Source organism: Companilactobacillus zhachilii (assembly GCF_003606365.2).
Taxonomy (GTDB): domain Bacteria; phylum Bacillota; class Bacilli; order Lactobacillales; family Lactobacillaceae; genus Companilactobacillus; species Companilactobacillus zhachilii.
Genome location: NZ_CP031933.2, coordinates 2,297,272 through 2,315,599 on the forward strand (window position 1 = coordinate 2,297,272; position 18,328 = coordinate 2,315,599).

General features: G+C 36.2%; 18 protein-coding genes. 9 read left to right on the plus strand and 9 right to left on the minus strand.

The genetic code is table 11. The annotated features are described in order from the left end of the window. Positions 1 to 781: 781 nt before the first annotated feature. The 9 genes from D1B17_RS10645 to D1B17_RS10685 all read left to right on the plus strand — a co-directional run bounded on the left by D1B17_RS10645 (position 782) and on the right by D1B17_RS10685 (position 8,605). Positions 782 to 1,255 (plus strand): nucleoside 2-deoxyribosyltransferase, encoded by a 474-nt coding sequence (locus D1B17_RS10645; protein WP_120141751.1) that lies wholly within the window; start codon positions 782 to 784, stop codon positions 1,253 to 1,255. 11 nt (positions 1,256 to 1,266) lie between these two features. Beyond that, positions 1,267 to 1,818, plus strand: coding sequence for a TetR/AcrR family transcriptional regulator (locus D1B17_RS10650; RefSeq protein ID WP_120141750.1), 552 nt, complete (start codon positions 1,267 to 1,269; stop codon positions 1,816 to 1,818). An 86-nt stretch (positions 1,819 to 1,904) separates the two neighbouring features. Continuing rightward, complete coding sequence (locus D1B17_RS10655) at positions 1,905 to 3,083, plus strand: CynX/NimT family MFS transporter (RefSeq protein ID WP_120141749.1); 1,179 nt, start codon at positions 1,905 to 1,907, stop codon at positions 3,081 to 3,083. 505 nt (positions 3,084 to 3,588) lie between these two features. After that, complete coding sequence (locus D1B17_RS10660) at positions 3,589 to 4,242, plus strand: HAD hydrolase-like protein (RefSeq protein WP_166806672.1); 654 nt, start codon at positions 3,589 to 3,591, stop codon at positions 4,240 to 4,242. Further along, the gene (locus tag D1B17_RS10665; protein ID WP_240704405.1) at positions 4,235 to 5,026 is read left to right on the plus strand and encodes an ElyC/SanA/YdcF family protein; all 792 of its coding nucleotides are present in this window, start codon (positions 4,235 to 4,237) and stop codon (positions 5,024 to 5,026) included. The genes D1B17_RS10660 and D1B17_RS10665 overlap by 8 nt, the downstream gene beginning before the upstream one ends. A 123-nt stretch (positions 5,027 to 5,149) precedes the next feature. After that, complete coding sequence (locus D1B17_RS10670; RefSeq protein WP_120141747.1) at positions 5,150 to 5,599, plus strand: PTS sugar transporter subunit IIA; 450 nt, start codon at positions 5,150 to 5,152, stop codon at positions 5,597 to 5,599. 478 nt (positions 5,600 to 6,077) lie between these two features. Continuing rightward, entirely contained in the window at positions 6,078 to 7,292 is a 1,215-nt protein-coding gene (locus D1B17_RS10675; protein ID WP_120141746.1) for an MFS transporter, read from the plus strand. A gap of 435 nt (positions 7,293 to 7,727) precedes the next feature. Next, positions 7,728 to 8,162, plus strand: coding sequence for a MarR family winged helix-turn-helix transcriptional regulator (locus D1B17_RS10680; protein WP_120141745.1), 435 nt, complete (start codon positions 7,728 to 7,730; stop codon positions 8,160 to 8,162). A gap of 8 nt (positions 8,163 to 8,170) precedes the next feature. Continuing rightward, complete coding sequence (locus D1B17_RS10685) at positions 8,171 to 8,605, plus strand: GNAT family N-acetyltransferase (RefSeq protein WP_120141744.1); 435 nt, start codon at positions 8,171 to 8,173, stop codon at positions 8,603 to 8,605. On the opposite strand, the gene D1B17_RS10690 is transcribed toward D1B17_RS10685, so the two are convergent. The 9 genes from D1B17_RS10690 to D1B17_RS10730 form a co-directional block, all read right to left on the minus strand. Next, on the minus strand, positions 8,602 to 9,090 hold the full coding sequence (locus D1B17_RS10690; RefSeq protein ID WP_120141743.1) for an NUDIX hydrolase: 489 nt from the start codon (positions 9,088 to 9,090) through the stop codon (positions 8,602 to 8,604). The genes D1B17_RS10685 and D1B17_RS10690 overlap by 4 nt on opposite strands. 142 nt (positions 9,091 to 9,232) lie before the next feature. Further along, a complete protein-coding gene (locus D1B17_RS10695; protein ID WP_120141742.1) occupies positions 9,233 to 10,027 on the minus strand; it encodes a hypothetical protein in 795 nt (264 codons plus the stop codon). 29 nt (positions 10,028 to 10,056) lie between these two features. Beyond that, entirely contained in the window at positions 10,057 to 11,181 is a 1,125-nt protein-coding gene (locus tag D1B17_RS10700) for an AI-2E family transporter (RefSeq protein ID WP_120141741.1), read from the minus strand. A gap of 662 nt (positions 11,182 to 11,843) precedes the next feature. Further along, a complete protein-coding gene (locus D1B17_RS10705; protein ID WP_120141740.1) occupies positions 11,844 to 12,707 on the minus strand; it encodes a helix-turn-helix domain-containing protein in 864 nt (287 codons plus the stop codon). Positions 12,708 to 12,929: 222 nt separating this feature from the next. Then, on the minus strand, positions 12,930 to 13,835 hold the full coding sequence (locus D1B17_RS10710) for a glycine betaine ABC transporter substrate-binding protein (protein WP_120141739.1): 906 nt from the start codon (positions 13,833 to 13,835) through the stop codon (positions 12,930 to 12,932). Between the two features lie 10 nt (positions 13,836 to 13,845). Continuing rightward, positions 13,846 to 14,709 (minus strand): ABC transporter permease, encoded by an 864-nt coding sequence (locus tag D1B17_RS10715; RefSeq protein WP_202240246.1) that lies wholly within the window; start codon positions 14,707 to 14,709, stop codon positions 13,846 to 13,848. Next, positions 14,702 to 15,913 (minus strand): quaternary amine ABC transporter ATP-binding protein, encoded by a 1,212-nt coding sequence (locus D1B17_RS10720; RefSeq protein WP_120141738.1) that lies wholly within the window; start codon positions 15,911 to 15,913, stop codon positions 14,702 to 14,704. The genes D1B17_RS10715 and D1B17_RS10720 overlap by 8 nt, the downstream gene beginning before the upstream one ends. A gap of 639 nt (positions 15,914 to 16,552) precedes the next feature. Next, the gene (locus D1B17_RS10725; protein WP_120141737.1) at positions 16,553 to 17,521 is read right to left on the minus strand and encodes an electron transfer flavoprotein subunit alpha/FixB family protein; all 969 of its coding nucleotides are present in this window, start codon (positions 17,519 to 17,521) and stop codon (positions 16,553 to 16,555) included. Position 17,522: 1 nt separating this feature from the next. Continuing rightward, entirely contained in the window at positions 17,523 to 18,320 is a 798-nt protein-coding gene (locus D1B17_RS10730; protein ID WP_120141736.1) for an electron transfer flavoprotein subunit beta/FixA family protein, read from the minus strand. Positions 18,321 to 18,328 lie beyond the last annotated feature (8 nt).

Below are 18,328 nucleotides of genomic sequence, written 5' to 3' on the forward strand. Positions count from 1 at the left end.
TCAAGTTTAGTCTTCTAAGTTAGAATACTACAAATCTTTTCCCATCTATAAGCACGTTTAATCCTAAAAAATTAATAAAATAAATGCCAAAAAGATACCAAACATGGCAAGTATACTGACCGATTTTTTGTCATCGCGAGTATTTCGTAAATTTTTATTCATAAGCATTATGCCTCCGCGCCTACAAGAGTTATATCATCTAATCATAGGAATGAAAAGGCTTTTTTTAAAACTTAAAACTTATTTTTCAAATTATATTTCGCAGAAATTGCTCTTTACCACAGAAAAAATAATAATTTTTGAAGGATTTTTACGGGCTTTTTCCGAACATTTCAGTATAATTAATTAAAGGTTGTAAGTTTTTATGCCGCCTCCGGTTTTGCACGATGAAATCGCTGTGAGGACCGCTTCGAGCCAAAGCCTCGAAGCTCGATTTTGAACTTCGCCCAAAACGCGAATTTCAAAATACGTCCTGTGCTGTAAGGCCGAGAAAACCACTCGCCCTAACACCACTGCCACTGCTGACTTCATTGTGCAAAACCTACGACTAGTTTAACTTGGAATCATGACTAGCAAAATACGTTTCCATATCCTGTAATTCTAGTCATTGATGACAAAATAATGCCTTTTAATATTGATTCAAAGCCAAACAATGAACTAACCGGAAAGAACAATAAATTTGGTCCCCATAGCGATCTAAATTTCTTGCTCTTGGAGGTGGCATATTTAACTAACACAATACATTAACCATAAATAACAAAGAGGAGTCACTACTACACTCATGGAAAAAAAGAATCGTGTTTACTTAGCTGGACCATTTTTCAGTGAACATCAAATCAAACGTCTTGATGAAATTCAAAAACTATTGGAAGCCAATTCAACTATTGGTGACATCTTCCGTCCTGGTAAAGATGAATACACTGGTGCTGAATTTGGCTCATTCGAATGGCAAACTGCTGTTTACAAGCATGATATTAATAACATTAATGTTTCAGATGTTGTTGTCGCAATGTTAGACTATAAAATAGAAGAAAATGAATTAGAACCTGATTCCGGTACAATGTGGGAATGTGGTTATGCAATTGCTAATAACATCCCTGTTATCGGTGTGAGAAACATGACTGACGAACCATTAAACTTGATGCTTGCTGGTAGTTTAACTGCTTTCTTCAATGGTAAAGATAGTATTCAAGAGATCAAAGATTATAATTTCAATACATTAATGACACGCTACGAAAACGTTAAGGTACTTTAGGAGGATCAACCATGTCACAAGTAACACAACGAACCGAAAAATCCATTATCACAGCAATGATTTCTCTCTTACAAAAGAAACCATTCGAAAAGATCACTGTCGGTGATATTTGTGACGAAGCATTGATCAACCACAGTACTTTTTATCGCTACTTTAGTGATAAATATGCTCTACTACATGCGGTATTTTCATTTTTACTAGATGATTTGCTTAACAACACATCCAACGCAAAAACGATTGTCTATCAAATTGCGGATTTCATGGAGAAAAATAGTAGTTTTATTCATCATATTTCACCACAATATCAAACAAAGGCTAATCTTTACCCTGAATTTCGTAGTATCTTACAAGATATCGTGAAATCAAAGAGTAATGATCCGGCCAGTCAAAATGATCCATTAATCAAAATGATTACTGAATCAGACTCCCCAGAATTAATGATCAGTTTCATTGTCGGTGGTTTAATTGGTTTAGTTGAATATCTCGAAGATAATGATTTCAATGTTTCACGCGATAAGTTCATCGAATTTACCGCTAACTTCTTTGCAAAATGGTCAAAATAGAAAAAGCAAACGGATTGTGTCAATTTGGCACAATCCGTTTTTGGGTTTACACTTGTAATATTGCGTTTATTTAAGGGAGGAAAAAAATGCAGTCATCAAAACTAAATAAAAAATGGTTCCTATTGAGTATGATGTTAGTAGCTGCAAACTTGCGTCTACCAATTACGATCATCCCACCATTGTTGAGTACTATTGAAAAGGACCTTGGTATTCCCAAATCATTGGCTGGTTTGATTACATCGATTCCCCTAATTACTTTTGCTATTCTTTCACCAGTTATCGTTAAAGTAGCCAAAAAACTTGGTAACGAATTAACGATTTTTGTTTTCTTTATTCTATTAATTGCTGGTAGTTATTTACGAATCATTCCAACTGTTTGGGCCTTAATGTTGGGAACATTTTTAGCTGGAGTAGGAATTGACAGTGGTAATGTCTTAGTCCCAGCTCTAATAAAAGATCATTTGCCCCATCAAATTCCACTAGGAACAAGCCTTTACACCATGTCAATGCTACTAATTGGTGCCATTGGTACAGCTTTATCAGGTGTTTTAATTACTAAAGTTAGTCTTCAATCAACATTAGCTATTTTATCTGTCGTTGCGATTGTTGCGCTAGTATTTTGGATTCCTAATCTGCGTTACAACCATCGTGAAACAGCCAAAAACTTTGAGCGGAAACAGTATCGAAGTGTTTGGAATCAAAATCTAGGTTGGTTGATCACTGCATTCTTTGGATTACAATCAATTGTTTATTATTCATTCGTAACCTGGTTGCCATCAATTTTGCAAAATCATGGTATCAGCACTATCTTTGCAAGTAACCTATTAACACTATTGCAATTGAGTGGTTTACCTTGTTCATTCATCGTACCTTTCCTATCAATTAGAAAAAACGGCCTAAGAAATCTGTTGATAATGTTATTCGTTGGTTATGCAATCGCACCACTTGGCTATCTTATTTCCACAAGTAATGCAGTCTACTTAACAATCATCACTATTGTGACTGGTTTTGGATCTGGTTTAGCCTTCAATATGGCCGTTGTTTTCTTCACTGAAAAAACAACCAATCCTACTCAAACGGCTGAAGTTTCAGGAATGGCACAGTCAGCGGGTTATCTGTTAGCTGCCGTTGGCCCTGTCCTATTCGGATTCATCGAAAATGTTTCAGGTTCTTGGAATATGATTATTTTAATTCTAGTTGCTTTGTCTACCCTACTTGCACTATCCGGTTTACTTGTTGCACGACACAAACCTATTGAAGAATAAAATACTTTATATGCTGTAGAATTCCGCCTCCAGGAACCAGAAAATTTGTTCTTTGGCTTGAATAAGCCGTAAATAAATTGGAGCATTAACTATTTTTACTTCAATAACGACTAGGGGTCCAAAATTTAAAGCATACTTGTAATCTTTCAAATTTTAATTATAAAGTCTATATTTATGAGGGCTAGATATTTTATCAGGATTTATCGGATAAAATATCTAGTCTTTTTTATATTTTAATTCTTGGTAATCTATGGTCGGTCTTCAAATTAATCTGATAAGAATTTATTCTGATACGGATAAATATTTTAAGAGAATGATTGTTCCAGAATCCTATCAAGATGGTAATAAAAGCCATGAAAAATAATTCTTGAGTTAATAAAGAACTAGTCCGAATCTGGAGACGGCATATCCACAATATAAAAAGTTTCATCCGCCTCTTTGTATTATTTTATAATCAACTTTATAATGAAACGGTTACATTATGAATAAGGAGACTACTACATCAATGAAAAATCTTTTTTTTGATTTCGACGGTACAATAGCAAATACCCAAGAGGGTATTGTCAATGCATTAGAATACATGGCTAACGATTTAAAGATAGCTAATTTAGGAGTACAGACCTATCAAAAATTCATCGGACCAGCAATCACCGACAGTATTCAAAAATACTATCCTGACTTTCCTAAATCACGCTATCCAGAAGCAATTAAATCGTACCAATCATTCTACAATTCCAAAGGTGTCTATCAATTAAAACTTTATGACAAAATGCCCGAAACACTAGCAAAATTACAAGCTGACGGATATAAACTTTACGTTTCCTCAGTCAAACCAGAATCATTGGTCAAAATTTTAATTCCTCATCTCGACTTAGATAAGTACTTCTCAGGTATTTATGGTGCCTCTGATGATGAAACTACCCGCAACACAAAAAAAGCAATCCTACGTTATGGTATGGACAATGCCGGTGTTTCTGCATCTGACTCTGTTATGATTGGTGATCGTATGACTGATATGGAAGGTGGAGTTGCCAATGGCGTTCACACTCTAGGTGTAACTTACGGTTTTGGCGACTACCAAGAATTATCACATTCAGGAGCTGAACATATTGTTGAACATGTAACTGACATCCCTGAGGGAGTAAAACAATTTGATTAGTCAAACGGATATCAATTACTTTAATCTATTGGGAAAATACTGCAGTCAACGAGATATCGATACCCTTACACCATCTGCACTTCAAGAAAAATACAGTATTAATCAAGCTGACGTTTTCGTTTTATTTGGTGGGAGCATTCTTTACGGTGTCGACATTTTGGCAAAGGCGTTACAAAATAAAATTGCTAAGAAATACATTATTGTCGGTGGCTTTGGGCACACAACTGCAACGTTACAACGCACCGTAACACAGCAATTTCCCGATATTTCGGCTACCCATATGCAAGAGTCTGAAATCTTTGCAACTTTGTTAAAAAGGCGGTTTGGACTAACTGTTGATTACTTAGAAACCAAATCAACTAATTGTGGTAACAACATTACTTACCTATTAGATTTACTCAACCAAAAACGAATCGACTTTCAATCAATCATCCTAGCTCAAGATGCCACAATGCAAAAACGTATGGCAGCTTGTTTAGCAAAATATATTGATTCTCAAAAAGAAATTATCAATTTCGCTACTTATCAAAATGAATTAACAATCAGTCATAATCAGCTTACTTTTACTCAAGAAGTTCCTGGTATGTGGACTCCTGAGCGTTATATGAAACTATTAATGGGTGAAATTCCCCGTCTAACAGATGATAAAAACGGTTATGGACCACATGGAAAGAATTACATCAGCCATGTTGATATTCCTCTAGATGTCCACTCAGCTTACAAATTTTTAGCCGAAAAATACCCACAGATCAACCGTCCTAGCAATTCTCAGTTTTTTTCTTAAAACAATTTGAACTTTCCCCTTGCTATGAAACGGGTTCGATAGAATATCATATTTCATGTAGAGAAGTTAAGACATGTCGAACCGCTTCGTTGAATTTCAAAAAATGCAAGGGAGATAGATATTATGTTTAAAATTTTTAGAAAAAACCACACAACCGCAAATGTTGAATTAGAAGATAACAATCAATTAAGTGCTCTAAAATTAGCTGCTAAAAAGACAGCTGAAGAATTTAATGTTGATGAACAAAATATCCAAAGTAGTATCTTTGCTAGTGCGGCATCAGGCAACATTATTATCGAAAATCGTGCTGTCTTCATGTATGCCACAAATGACAAAAAGAGCCGTGCTCATACTATGATGATAACTTTCAAGAATCCCGTTGCTTGGGGAAATGACAAGACTCCTGTTGACTATTTAATCGTCGGAATGTTCCCTAGCGATACTACTCAAGCAACCGTTGATGCTTTAACTGAAAAAATCACAAATATCATGCATGACAAGTCAGACCAACTTGATGACATTAAGTTTAATGACAGCGATTTGAACAAGCTAAATCAAGCATTCACCGACTAATTTAGAGTTTTGGGATTCACTATTGCCACAAAAGTAGTCAGAATCACAATATAATAATTTACTTACAACTTATTCGAAGAAAAGAATAACTTAGCCGGAAGGACCCAGAAAATTAGGTCGCCGTGAAGGTGGCGTTAGGGATTTATCCCTTACACCACGGGACGACTTTTGAGACTTACGGTTCCCAGTAAGGCTCAAAATCGAGATTGGAGACCTTGGCTCCAATCGGTCCCCACAGCGACCTAATTTTCTGGGTCCTGGAGGCGGACTTCCACAGCATATTTAATTTTCAGCTTCAAAATAACTAATATAAAAAAATAAATACAGCCATTGCTTATCCATAGCAGTGGCTGTATTTGTCTATCTTATAATTACTTTTTTCTAATGGTCATCCTTGTCTGAAAAAAATTCCTGTGCTATTATACACACAAGCAAAATTAAACGACGTCAGAGAGCGTCCATTTTGGAGGGAATAAAAATGAAAATAGCATCATCAAAATCGAACCAGCTCGATAGCTACCAAGCTAAAGTGGTTGCTTCCACAGCCTCAGGATTTGGATTAGAAAATATGGACGTAATGTTTTTGTCCTTTGCCCTTTCATCCATCATCGCTGATCTGCATTTAAGTGGAACACAGGCGGGACTTATCTCGACTATCACAAATATTGGTATGTTATTAGGTGGTATTTTTTTTGGAATTTTAGCCGATAAAATCGGTCGTGTGAAAACTTTTAGCCACACAATCTTTATCTTTGCTTTTGCCACCGCTGCAATGTACTTTGCCAACAACTTAACAATGGTTTATCTTTGCCGCTTCATCGCCGGTATTGGTGCTGGTGGTGAATACGGAATCGGTATGACGGTCCTTGCTGAAAGCTTTTCAAAAGAAAAACTTGGTCGAGTTTCATCTTGGGTCGGTATGGCTGGACAAGTTGGTGCCATCTTTGCCGCACTTCTAGCAGCCTTGATTTTACCAAAATTTGGCTGGCACGCACTCTTCTTATTTGGGATAATCCCCGTAGTTATTACTTTCTTTGCCAGACGACATCTTCGTGAAAGCAAAACATTTACTAATTCCTCCAAGAAAACTAAAGGTAACATCAAACAACTTTTCGCAACACCTAAGATTGCTTATCAAACACTTGCCCTAATGGTTATGGCTATTGTTCAAATTGCCGGCTACTTCGGTTTAATGAACTGGCTACCAACCATCATGCAAAAGCAACTCAATTTAACAGTTGGTTCATCAACTTGGATGATTGCTACTATCCTTGGTATGTGTGCCGGAATGTTAACCTTTGGCTGGATTTTAGATAACTTAGGACCACGCCTAGCCTTCGGTATTTTCTTAACAGCTTCAGCTATCGGTGTCTATGTATTAACTTTGCCAAGTAACGTATGGTCATTAATTGTCGTCGGCGCTATCGTAGGTTACTTCTCAAACGGAATGTTCGCTGGCTACGGTGCGATCGTTAGTCGCCTTTATCCAACCGAGGTTAGAGCAACAGCCAATAATGTCATCATGAACGTCGGACGTTGTATCGGTGGTTTCTCAAGTTTAGCCATCGGATACCTACTTGATAACTACAACATTATGACAGTTATGATGTTCATCTCAACACTTTATATCATCAGCTTGTTAGTAATGTTAACAATCGGTAATTTGAAAGCCGCTAATTATAAAAATATCTAAAGTATGACAAAATATAATCACATTTCAAGCATTAAAATAAACGAGACTAGTAATCCGATTTTAGATTGCTGGTCTCGTTTGCTTTAGGTGGAAAAAGCTATTTCATGCTACTTAAGACAATTTCATAGCCCCAATTTATATTTATTTAAAATAATTTTTAGTAAAGTGGTGGACAAAGTCCACTAAAATGCTATAATAATTTTCATTAATACGTGTGGTCTTAGCTAACTTTTTGAATACGAGTTTAAATACTTCGTATCCTACAACCCCCGTCATCAATAACATAAAAACACGTTAAATTATTCAATATCGATTCAAAAACAAAGAATAACCTAGCCGGAAAGAGCAAGAAATTTCGGTCCCCATAGCGACCAAAATTTCTTGCTCTTGGAGGCGGCATAATTAATCAACACCACCATCAGGAGGTCTAATAACTTGCTAGATCAAGCAGCAATTTCAAAAATCAGAAATTTCAACCGTGATTACACAAAATTACTCGGCATCATGAATAAAAAAGTTCTTAACACACCTTTGAGTTGGACTGAAGGACGCGTGCTACTGGAAATCTCTTTTAATAACGACAAAACTCCTATCGAAGTAGCCAACAATCTGGAACTCGATAAGAGCTATACAAGTCGCATTCTCAAGCGTTTTGAAAAAAATGGTCTCATTAGTAAGTCTCCTTCAGCCACTGACTCTCGTTCAGTTGATTTGTGCTTAACAACGGCTGGTCAAGAGTTGGTTAACGAACTAAATGACCGTTCCAATCAACAGATTCAAAACTTATTAACTGACTTATCAACAGCTGAGCAAAAACAATTTTATCAGGCAATGACTACCCTTGATAATTTACTCTTTACTAGAAAGTAGGCCCTAATATGTGGCAAATAAAAACCTTTTCAGAATTATCTACCAAAGAACTTTACGAAATCTTCTATCTTCGCACCAAAATTTTCGTTGTCGATCAAGAACGAATCTACCAAGAAGTTGACGAAAACGACCTCAAAGCAATCCATATTTTCAAGATGATTGACGGAAAAGTAGCCGCCTATGCTCGAGTCTTCCCACAAGAAAATAAGGTCACATTTGGACGTGTTGTAACTGATCCAAAGTATCGCGGCCAAGGACTTGGCAACCAATTAATGGAACAGATCATGCACGCGATTCAGCAAAACTTTCCCCATCAAGAAATCGAAATTGAAGCACAAGTTCAAGTGGAAGGCTTCTACCAAAAATTCAATTTTGAAAGTCATGGGCAACCATTCCTATTCAACCACACACCACATATCAAGATGACTCACGCAGCGCTTTAAGCTAGTACATCCCAATGCGAATATTTGGAATCGGTCGCAATAAACTTCTTCATCAAAATATACTCTTTAGCTTTCAAAACTAACGGTGAACTATTTTCCAAATTTAAATCTTCTACGTCAATCCACTGTGAACCAGTCGAATTTTGTCCGACAAATTGCGAGACTTTCATCTTAGGAGTACCTAGATAATCATCAATAGAATAAAACACGCAGACATGATTATTCCACGTAAAATGTTGATAATTCCATGGGTAAGAGAAACTAATAGTGCCCAGTTGTTTTGAATCCAAAACCTTTAAGCCAGTTTCCTCTTTAACTTCTCTTGCAACAGCTTGGCTTAAAGACTCGCCTTCATCTAAACTACCTCCAGGCAAATCGTACCGATTAATGTACGGACCACCATTTTTATTAATTACCAGTAGTTTATTATCAGCTGCAATAATTCCATAAACTCCAAAAGCAAAATGAACTTTCTTCTGACTCATAATCGACACCTCGTATACAATTTTAGACTACAACAAAAGCCCTTGAGAATGCAATCTCAAAGGCTTTTTCTGATTTATTAAAGATAACTAAGCTTCCAAACACACCTTAATACTCTAATAATTATTTAAACAAAAATAATCTTTAAAGGACATTAACCAATCCTAAAATTTTAATTACCCCCATCGACAGGACAATACTGATAATGGCATGGAACATGAACAAGACCGAAAACGCAATAAAATACACTGATCCGCTAATGACGGCTGTTCTGACATTCAATACATAAAAGATTGACCCCAAAATTAGTAATGTCACAACCCAAGGTAAAATTCCTTTATTAACAGTCATCAAGTCATTACTGCTTAAATCATAGCCTGTACTAGCAATCATAATCGTCAAGACAATATAGAGTGCAATCATCCCCAACGAAGCATTAGCAAAACTAGCTTTCAAATTGTCCAAAACTGAATCAAAAATCATGCTAGCTGACAATGTTGTATTAATATTTAAACTTTGCGTTAAAGAACTAATGCTGAATTGAGCATTCAGCAAGTATTTTTGTAACAAAAACAATGCTACCGAGCACATATAATATGGTGCCAAACCGATGAAAAAGTTTCCTAACATCTGATAGACATTGCGATCATTCCAACGATGGTCAACTGAACCTAAGGCCCCAGATTGACGGTAATTCAAGTTTAACAACTGAACATTAGTAACCTTATGTCCAAAAAGATAGGCAAAGATAGCATGACCTAATTCATGAATAATTACGCCTAATCCGCCAACTACCAATTGACTGCTATTACCTAAATTATTCACTAACGTCCTTTTTGAAAGGTGTCCTAATAAAGACGTTATCAAAGACGTTAAATACGGTATCAAAGTAAAAATGGCCACGAAAGTTATAACAAATCCAAAATAACTATTCCACACATCAATCGCTCCTTGTGTAATTTCGTCAATTATACCTTAGGTTGATTTTCCAAACGCCGATTTGCTTCATTCTTAAACAATTGATAAATTGTTGCCGCAACTGGTACACCTAACAGCATCCCGACGATACCACCGAGTCCGCCACCAACAGTAATGGCCGCTAGCACCCAAATACCTGGTAAGCCAATTGATGTTCCAACAACTCGTGGATAGATCAGATTACTTTCTAACTGTTGTAAAACGATAATGAATATAACGAACAACACCGCCTGTAAGGGTGAATCTACTGCAATCAATAAGAAACCAACAGCCCCACCAGCCCAGGCACCAAAAATGGGAACTAATGAAGTAATTCCTACAAAAGCACCTACTGGTAAAGCATATGGGAACTTAAAGAGCAACATCCCCAACGCACACAACGTTCCCAAAATAATTGCTTCAGTTACTTGACCAACGATAAAGCTACTGAACATTTTATTAGTTATATCAAAAACATATTGAATTTTTTGACGATGCTTTTCTTTAATAAAGGCACGACCAGCCTTCTTCACTTGCGCCGTCAATTTCTCCTTAGTTGCTAAAATATAAATAGCAAAAGTGAACGCCAAAATAAAATTGAATAGCCCTTTAGCTACGCCAGTAACAATTTTAAACGTCGATCCAAAGAGACCACTGGCACCGGATGTCAAAAATTTCATTACTTTAGCTTGTACAGAAGACCAATTTACATTGATAGTATCCAGTTGATCAGATATCTCTGAATGACTATTTATCTTTTCAGCAAAGTTAGAAATATCAGTAACGAAAGCTGGTATTGATTTAAAAAAGTCAGTCAAAGCACTAATAAACTGTGGTAAAACCAAACGAAATACACCCGTCATGACTAAAATAACAATAATCAAAGTAATCAAAATAACAATCCCACGTCGACTATTTTGTAGCCATTTCATTTTAGTATTAGGAAAAAAATGATTTTCTAACCTAACAACTAAAATGTTTAAAGCATAGGCTAAAACACCACCCAAAATCAGCGGCATAATAATTCCGAGTAGGTTCAAAAAAATATTATAAATTTGAACCGGATAAACCATTAAAGCCAATACCAGTACAACAATCGAACCGTACTTAAAGATGTTCTTTTGTGTTAATTCCATAGATATTCCTCACATTTATACTTTCTAATTTATATATCATAACAAATTTTTTACTATGCCGCTTACAAGAGCAAGAAATTTAGGTCGCTATGGGGACCGCCGAAAGCCAAGGTCTTTCGGCTCGATTTTGAACCTCGCACAAATCACGAGTTTCAAAAGTCGTCCCGTGGTGTAATGGCTGAAGCCATAACGCCACCTGCACAGCGACCTAAATTCTTGCCCTTTCCAGCTAGTTCATTATTTTCTTTTGAATTTAAAAATTATCTCAAATCTATAGTAAAAAAATGGTACCGCGCTTAATTAAGGGTAGAAAGTGAGAAAAAACATGGTCAACTTTCGCGCATCAACTAAAAATGGACAGCAATCCCTTTCAGATTGTTGTCCATTCTTTTAATCTCTAGTGCTTTATATAAAAGTAGTGTAGCTTACATGCTGACCCTCAAGTCATTCTCTTACTTTCTCAAAACATAGAATAAACTAGCCGGAAGGAGCAAAAAAATAGGTCGCTGTGAAGGTGGCGTTGGCGCTTTAGCGCCTACACCACGGGACGAGTTTTGAAATTCGCGCACTCTGCGAAGTTCAAAATCGAGATTTGAGACCGCCGTTCGGCTCGAATCGGTCCCCACAGCGACCTATTTATTTTGCTCCTGGAGGCGGCACATTTAAACCTTATTGCTAGCCACCCAACGCTTAATAACCTCAATCTCTTTTTCATTTTGATTAAACTCTGAAAAGACTAAAGCCTTATTCATCAAGCCACGTACCTTCTTATTATTGCCATTAACTCGGCTCTCATTCATTGCCAATTGAGCATAAATCCGTGCAATATAATATGTCACATGGTTCTCGGCACAAACTTTTACACCATACTCTAACAAAGCATTAGCAGTTTCTAAGTCGTTACGTTCGGAATAATATAACGCACAGTAGAAAATAATATTGATATAACGCCAAATTTTTGAAACATCATCAATCGACATCGTATAAATATCATTGAAAACTTTGCTGAAATAATACTCGCTCTTACTATTATCACCTTGCTTAGCATAGACCATACCCATACCTACAAATGATAAGAAAGTAAATATTGTCTCACCATGTATATCCAATTCCGATAAGATACGATTAAAATCAAACACTGCATCGAAAAGATCACCGTCATCTAAGACATTCAAGTAACCTTTCAAGTAATAGTATTGCATCAAAGCATCACGGTCTCCTTCGAGATCTTTGGGATCGATTGCTTTGATAATACCCCATGAATCATCATATTCTTGAATTATTAGGTTAAATTCAGCCTGGTTCATCTGTTTGATGACCCTTTGGCTCTTACCGTCAGTAACACCTATTATGCTGTCCAAAGACAACCCTAAACGATTACATAATTGAATTAGAATCTTTAGTGATGGTATCTTTCCGTTATTTTCAAATTTACTCAAAGTTGCTTGCGTACAAATTCCATTGCTCAACTCTTTTTGAGATAATCCTAACTCTTTTCTTTTATCAATAAACGTCTGTATATCCACGCCATCGCCCCTATATAAAAATTTTATATATTGTTTGAACTTAATTATATACCCTACCTTATGTCATGTCATGTTGTTAAAATTTTAGTCTCCATTCACATTATATATAATTGTGTTTCTATATGATATATAAAATAAAACCTGTTTTAAATATTCCAAATTCAAATAAAAAGGAAATATTTACAAAAAAAAACCGGAATTTCTTCCGATTTTTAATTACTTTTATTTATTCTTTAAATCCTCAACGGAATTAATATTTGTCATATATTTTGGCACAGCAAGTCCAACTTTAGCACCTTCTAAGTTTGGTCCTAAGTCATCGAATCTACCTTTATAGTCTTTATAAAAGAGACCTGATGTTTTAGGCAGCCAAGCACTGACTTGTGCATCAGCGGCACCAGTTGCAATTGAAGCCCAAACAGGTTGAATTTCCATTGCTTGAATAGTTACTTTGTAACCTTGATTTCTCAAGACTTGAGCAATCACATTCGTTGAAGCAATTTCAGAATCCCATGAAACATAAGTCATCTTTAATGTTTTACCATGGACTTTCTTAACACCCTTAGTCCATTCATTAACTAACTTGGGATTAGCCTTGATCCATTGCTTAGCAGCTTTTTGGGGATCAGCGCCATTATTAACCTTCAACATAACTTGTGACATTTGTGCTGGAGTCCAATGGAAACGATCCAAAATTGTGTAGGCTTCCGGCATATCAGTCTTCAAGCCCTTACGAACAACGGTATTGATATGTTCTGCTTTACCATAGACATTTTTAGGATCCTTCAAAAACTTAATTGGATATTTAGTAAACATCCAATGTGGTTGCCAACCAGTAACAACGATTGGTCGTTTGTCTTTAATGGCTTTATCCAAAGTACTAGTCATAGCAGCGGTTGAACTGGTTTGTAATTGCCAATTATCACTAGCTAAACCATATGATTTCAAAGCTTTTTGAGTTGAAGACATGATTCCGGCACCAGCATCGATACCAGTAATTGTATAGTTGATCTGTGGTCCCAATTTTTCTTTACTGTTGTAAGAAGCAGTTTGGGAGCTGCAGGCAGAAATAATTGGGATAATTAGTAAAGCTAGTAAGAAAAGTTTAATAAACTTTTGTTTCTTCAAATAATCCCTCCTAATGTTTTCTGTGTGATCTAGTTAATGATTGTGTTAAACGATCCAAAATGATAGCCAAGATAACAATAGCTAAACCAGCGGCGAAACCATTACCAGCATCATTTCGACCAACAGCGAAGTAAACTTTTGTTCCCAAGCCCATAGCACCAATCATTGAGGCGATAACAACCATTGATAATGAAAGCATCATACTTTGGTTGACACCGGCCATCAAACTAGTTTTGGCAATTGGTAATTCAACTTTAAATAACTTTTGCCATTCAGTTGAACCAAATGAATCAGCAGCTTCAATTAATTCATCAGGTACTTCACGAATACCCATGTTAGTCATTCTAACTGTTGGAGGCATAGCGAAAATAACTGATGCTACGATACCAGGAACCATACCGATACCAAACAAAGCAACGGCTGGAATCAAGTAAACGAAAGCTGGCATTGTCTGCATGAAGTCCAAGATTGGCTTCAAGATAATCTCAGCTGTATGACTCTTAGCCATCAAAATACCAAGTGGAATCCCGATAACTAACGCAATCAAACTAGCTGTTAAAACAAGTGTTAATGTTTGTGTCATATCACGCCAAAAATCTAAGTTCCAAATCATCAATAAACCAAGGAACTCGAAAATCAATAAGCCCCAGTTTTGTTGATCACGATTGACATAATAAGTTAAAGCTAAAACTAAAACAATAAATAACCAAATTGGAATTAAATCAAAGACCCATTGAAAGGCATTGTTGATTGATCCAATAAAATTAGTAACTGCATTGAAAAATCCTGTAAATTGAACTAACCAGTCGACGAAATTGTCGATCCAGTGAGCTAATGGAAGTTGTGGAATACTACTAAAAATTAAACTATTCAAAATCGCTCACCTCATTTCCGGCTAAAGCACCTAGAACGGCACCACGCACGATAATACCCATTAATTGCTTCTTATCATTGATAACAGCAAATGGAATCCCTGTTTGTGAAATATCATCCATCAAGTCAGAGATAGGTGTGTCTTCAGTAGTTGTTGGAACCTTAGTTTGCACGATTGATGTTAAGTCGCCATTCTTTTCTCGAACTAGTTTGATAACATCATTGGCATCGACGATACCGAGTAAGTTACGACGGTTATCAACTACATAAGCAGTTGAAACTTCAGTATCCTTCATCATCTTCAAGGCCAAACGTGGACCAGCTTTTTCAATATTAACGATTGTTGGACGAATCATAACGTTACTTGCAGTAAGAACCTTACTACGATCAACATTTTCAATAAATTCTTCAACATATTCATTAGCTGGGTGAGTCAAAATATCTTCTGGAGTACCAGTTTGAATTACCTTAGCATCCTTCATAATCATAATTCGATCACCGATTTTTAGGGCTTCGTTCAAATCATGACTGATAAAGACAATTGTCTTGTGTAATCTTTCTTGGATATCCAACAACTGATCTTGCATATCAGTTCTGTTCAATGGGTCAAGAGCTGAAAAGGCCTCATCCATTAATAAGATTTCGGGATCATTAGCTAACGCACGAGCAAGTCCAACACGTTGTTGCATACCACCTGATAGTTGATCAGGATACTCATCGTTATAACCAGTAATACCAACTGTTTCTAGCGCTTCTTTGGCTTTTTGTTCACGGGCTTCTTTATCAACACCTTGAATTTCCAAACCATATTCGGTATTTTCCAAAACTGTTCGATTAGGTAATAACCCGAAGTTTTGGAAAACCATACTCATTTTCTTACGACGAACTTCACGAAGTTCCTTTTTGTCGATTTTCATTAAGTTTTCACCATCGATCAAAACTTCACCCTCTGTGGGTTCGATCAGACGGTTGATCATTCTAACTAAAGTTGACTTACCACTACCAGATAGACCCATGATAACGAAAATCTCACCATCATAAATCTTAAAGTTGGCGTTATCGACACCTAATGTGGCACCTGTTTCCTTTAGTATTTCTGCTTTATCTTTTCCTTGACGGCTTAACTCTTTGGCTTTATTAAGATGCTTACCAAATATTTTAGTTAAGTTTTTGACTTCTAGTTTTGTACTTTCTTGAGTACTCATTAAATCCCCCATTCTTGGAATTGAAAATGCATACCTGCTGTGAAGTATGCATTATATGGAAATAAAAAAGCTATTATTTAAACAATGTAAATAACAGCGACCTATATAACCCTAACAAATATAATTTTCTTATGCAAATTATCAGTTTTGTTGTAAGCATTTTACTTGACAAAAAAGGGTCATTTTCAGTTTAAAAATTATCGCTCAATAGTAGTTATAGTATACGATAGCGAGTTATATCTACATGACGATAAATTAATTAAAATTTTTTTGATTTTTTTTATTTTAAACCTGAAATTTGAACAATTACGGTCTAAATTAACTCAATATTGAAAAATTTCTACTATTTTTAAAAACTTGCTGCACTGGTCGTTATTAGCCTTTACTAGAATGAATCAACCGAAAAGAGCCAGAAAACCAATCTCTACAGTGACATATTTTTCTGGCTCCTAAGGGCATTCCCTAAACGTATTTAATTAACTAACACTTATATAATACTTAAAGTTATTCAATATTGATTCAAAAACAAACAATGAACTAGCCCGAAAGAGCAAGAAATTTAGGTCCCCACAGCGACCTAAATTTCTTGCTCTTGGAGGTGGCATATTAACTAGCGCCACACGTATATAATAAATATTTCTACAAAATTGCTTCAAGTGCGCGTGAAAACTCTAAAGCATTTCCAACAAAATAATAATCAGAATACTTGAAGATTTGCGCATTCTCGTCAGTATTAGCTGAAACGACAACTTTGGCATTAGCAATTCCGGCTGTATATTGCACAGCACCAGAAACACCTAAGTTCACTAATAGCTCAGGTGCAACTGTTTGACCACTTTGACCAATTTGTTCATTAATTGTGTATTGATCTAGGTCAGTTAACGGACGAGTTACACCAACTGTGGCGTGTAATTTTTGTGCTAATTTATTAGCGACGGTGATTCCAGCATCAGTTTTATCACCACGTCCCAACGCAACAATTCTCTTAGCTTGCGTAATATCATCACTTGTCTTTGGAGGTAAAACTTGGCTCTTAATTTCTAGTTTACTATCTTTTTCCCAATCAAGTTGACTAATTTCTTCTACTTTAAGGTCAGGATTTGTTTGCTTCTCAGCCGCAAAAACATTTGGTCTGGCAGTTGCCATTTGTGGATGGTGATTAGGAATCGTGATTTCACACATAATATTGTCACCATACGATGGTTTAGTTTGAATCAATAAATCGCCCTCAAACTTCAAATCCAAGCAATCAGCGGTTAAGCCAGTTCTCAAACGTGCTTGAAGTCTTGGGGCAACAGAACGTCCCACAACCGTTGCTGGGAAAATAAAGGTATTTGGTGTGCCTTGTTTTTGAATCAACTTATTTAAAGCATCGGTCAATTCAAGGTCATCCCCATCTACCAATTGGTCATCTTTAATGAGAAGGATTTTATCTGGACCATATTCAGCCAATTCTGTTTCTAAGTTAGCATCAGTCTTCTCAATCAAAACGGCAACAACGGGATCATGACTGATCTGTTTCATCTTCGTAATCAATTGATAAGTAACTGGATTAATTTTTTGCAAATCTGTTTCTACGAAAACCCAATTTTCTTTAATCAATACCATCCTAATCTTCCTCCGCTAACATATTTTGTTTTTTCAAAGCTGTTACTAATTCTTTAGCTGCCTCCATTGGATCATCGGCCAACTTATGACCAACCTTGGCGGTTTTTTCTGGAGATGAAATTGAACGAACAATCGTTGGTGAACCGGCTTGCCCAACACGCTCACTATCTAGTTGTAAATCACTAGCATGCCAAGTTGTGATTGGTTTAGCAAAGCTCTTGGTAATTTCAACGACATTAGTATATTTAGGTTGATTGATCGTATCTGTAACAGTCAATAGTAGTGGCAATTGAGCTGTGATTTCTTGAGCAACATTATCTAAATTACGTTTGATCACTAATTTATTATCTTGAGCAGTTACTTCATTAGCATATGTGACTTGTGGTACCTGCAATAGCTCGGCCATAATTGGTCCCACTTGTCCCGTATCGGCATCAACTGATTGTTGTCCTAAAATAACTAAATCGACATCACCAATCTTTTTAATGGCTTTACCCAAGACGTAACCAGTGGCCAAAGTATCGGCTCCAGCAAAGGCACGGTCAGATAAAAGAACTGAACTATCAGCACCCAAAGCTAAAGTTTCACGTAATGACACAGCAAAATCATCAGGTCCCATAGTTAAAGTAATTACTTCTCCACCAACATTTCGTTTGATTTCTAAAGCGGTCTCTAAAGCGTGAAGGTCATATGAATTTATTACGCCACCTAGACCACGACGATCGATATTTTTCGTTTTTTCATCAATTTTGACATTCGTAGTTTCTGGTACTTGCTTAATACAAACAACTATTTTCATAATTTTCC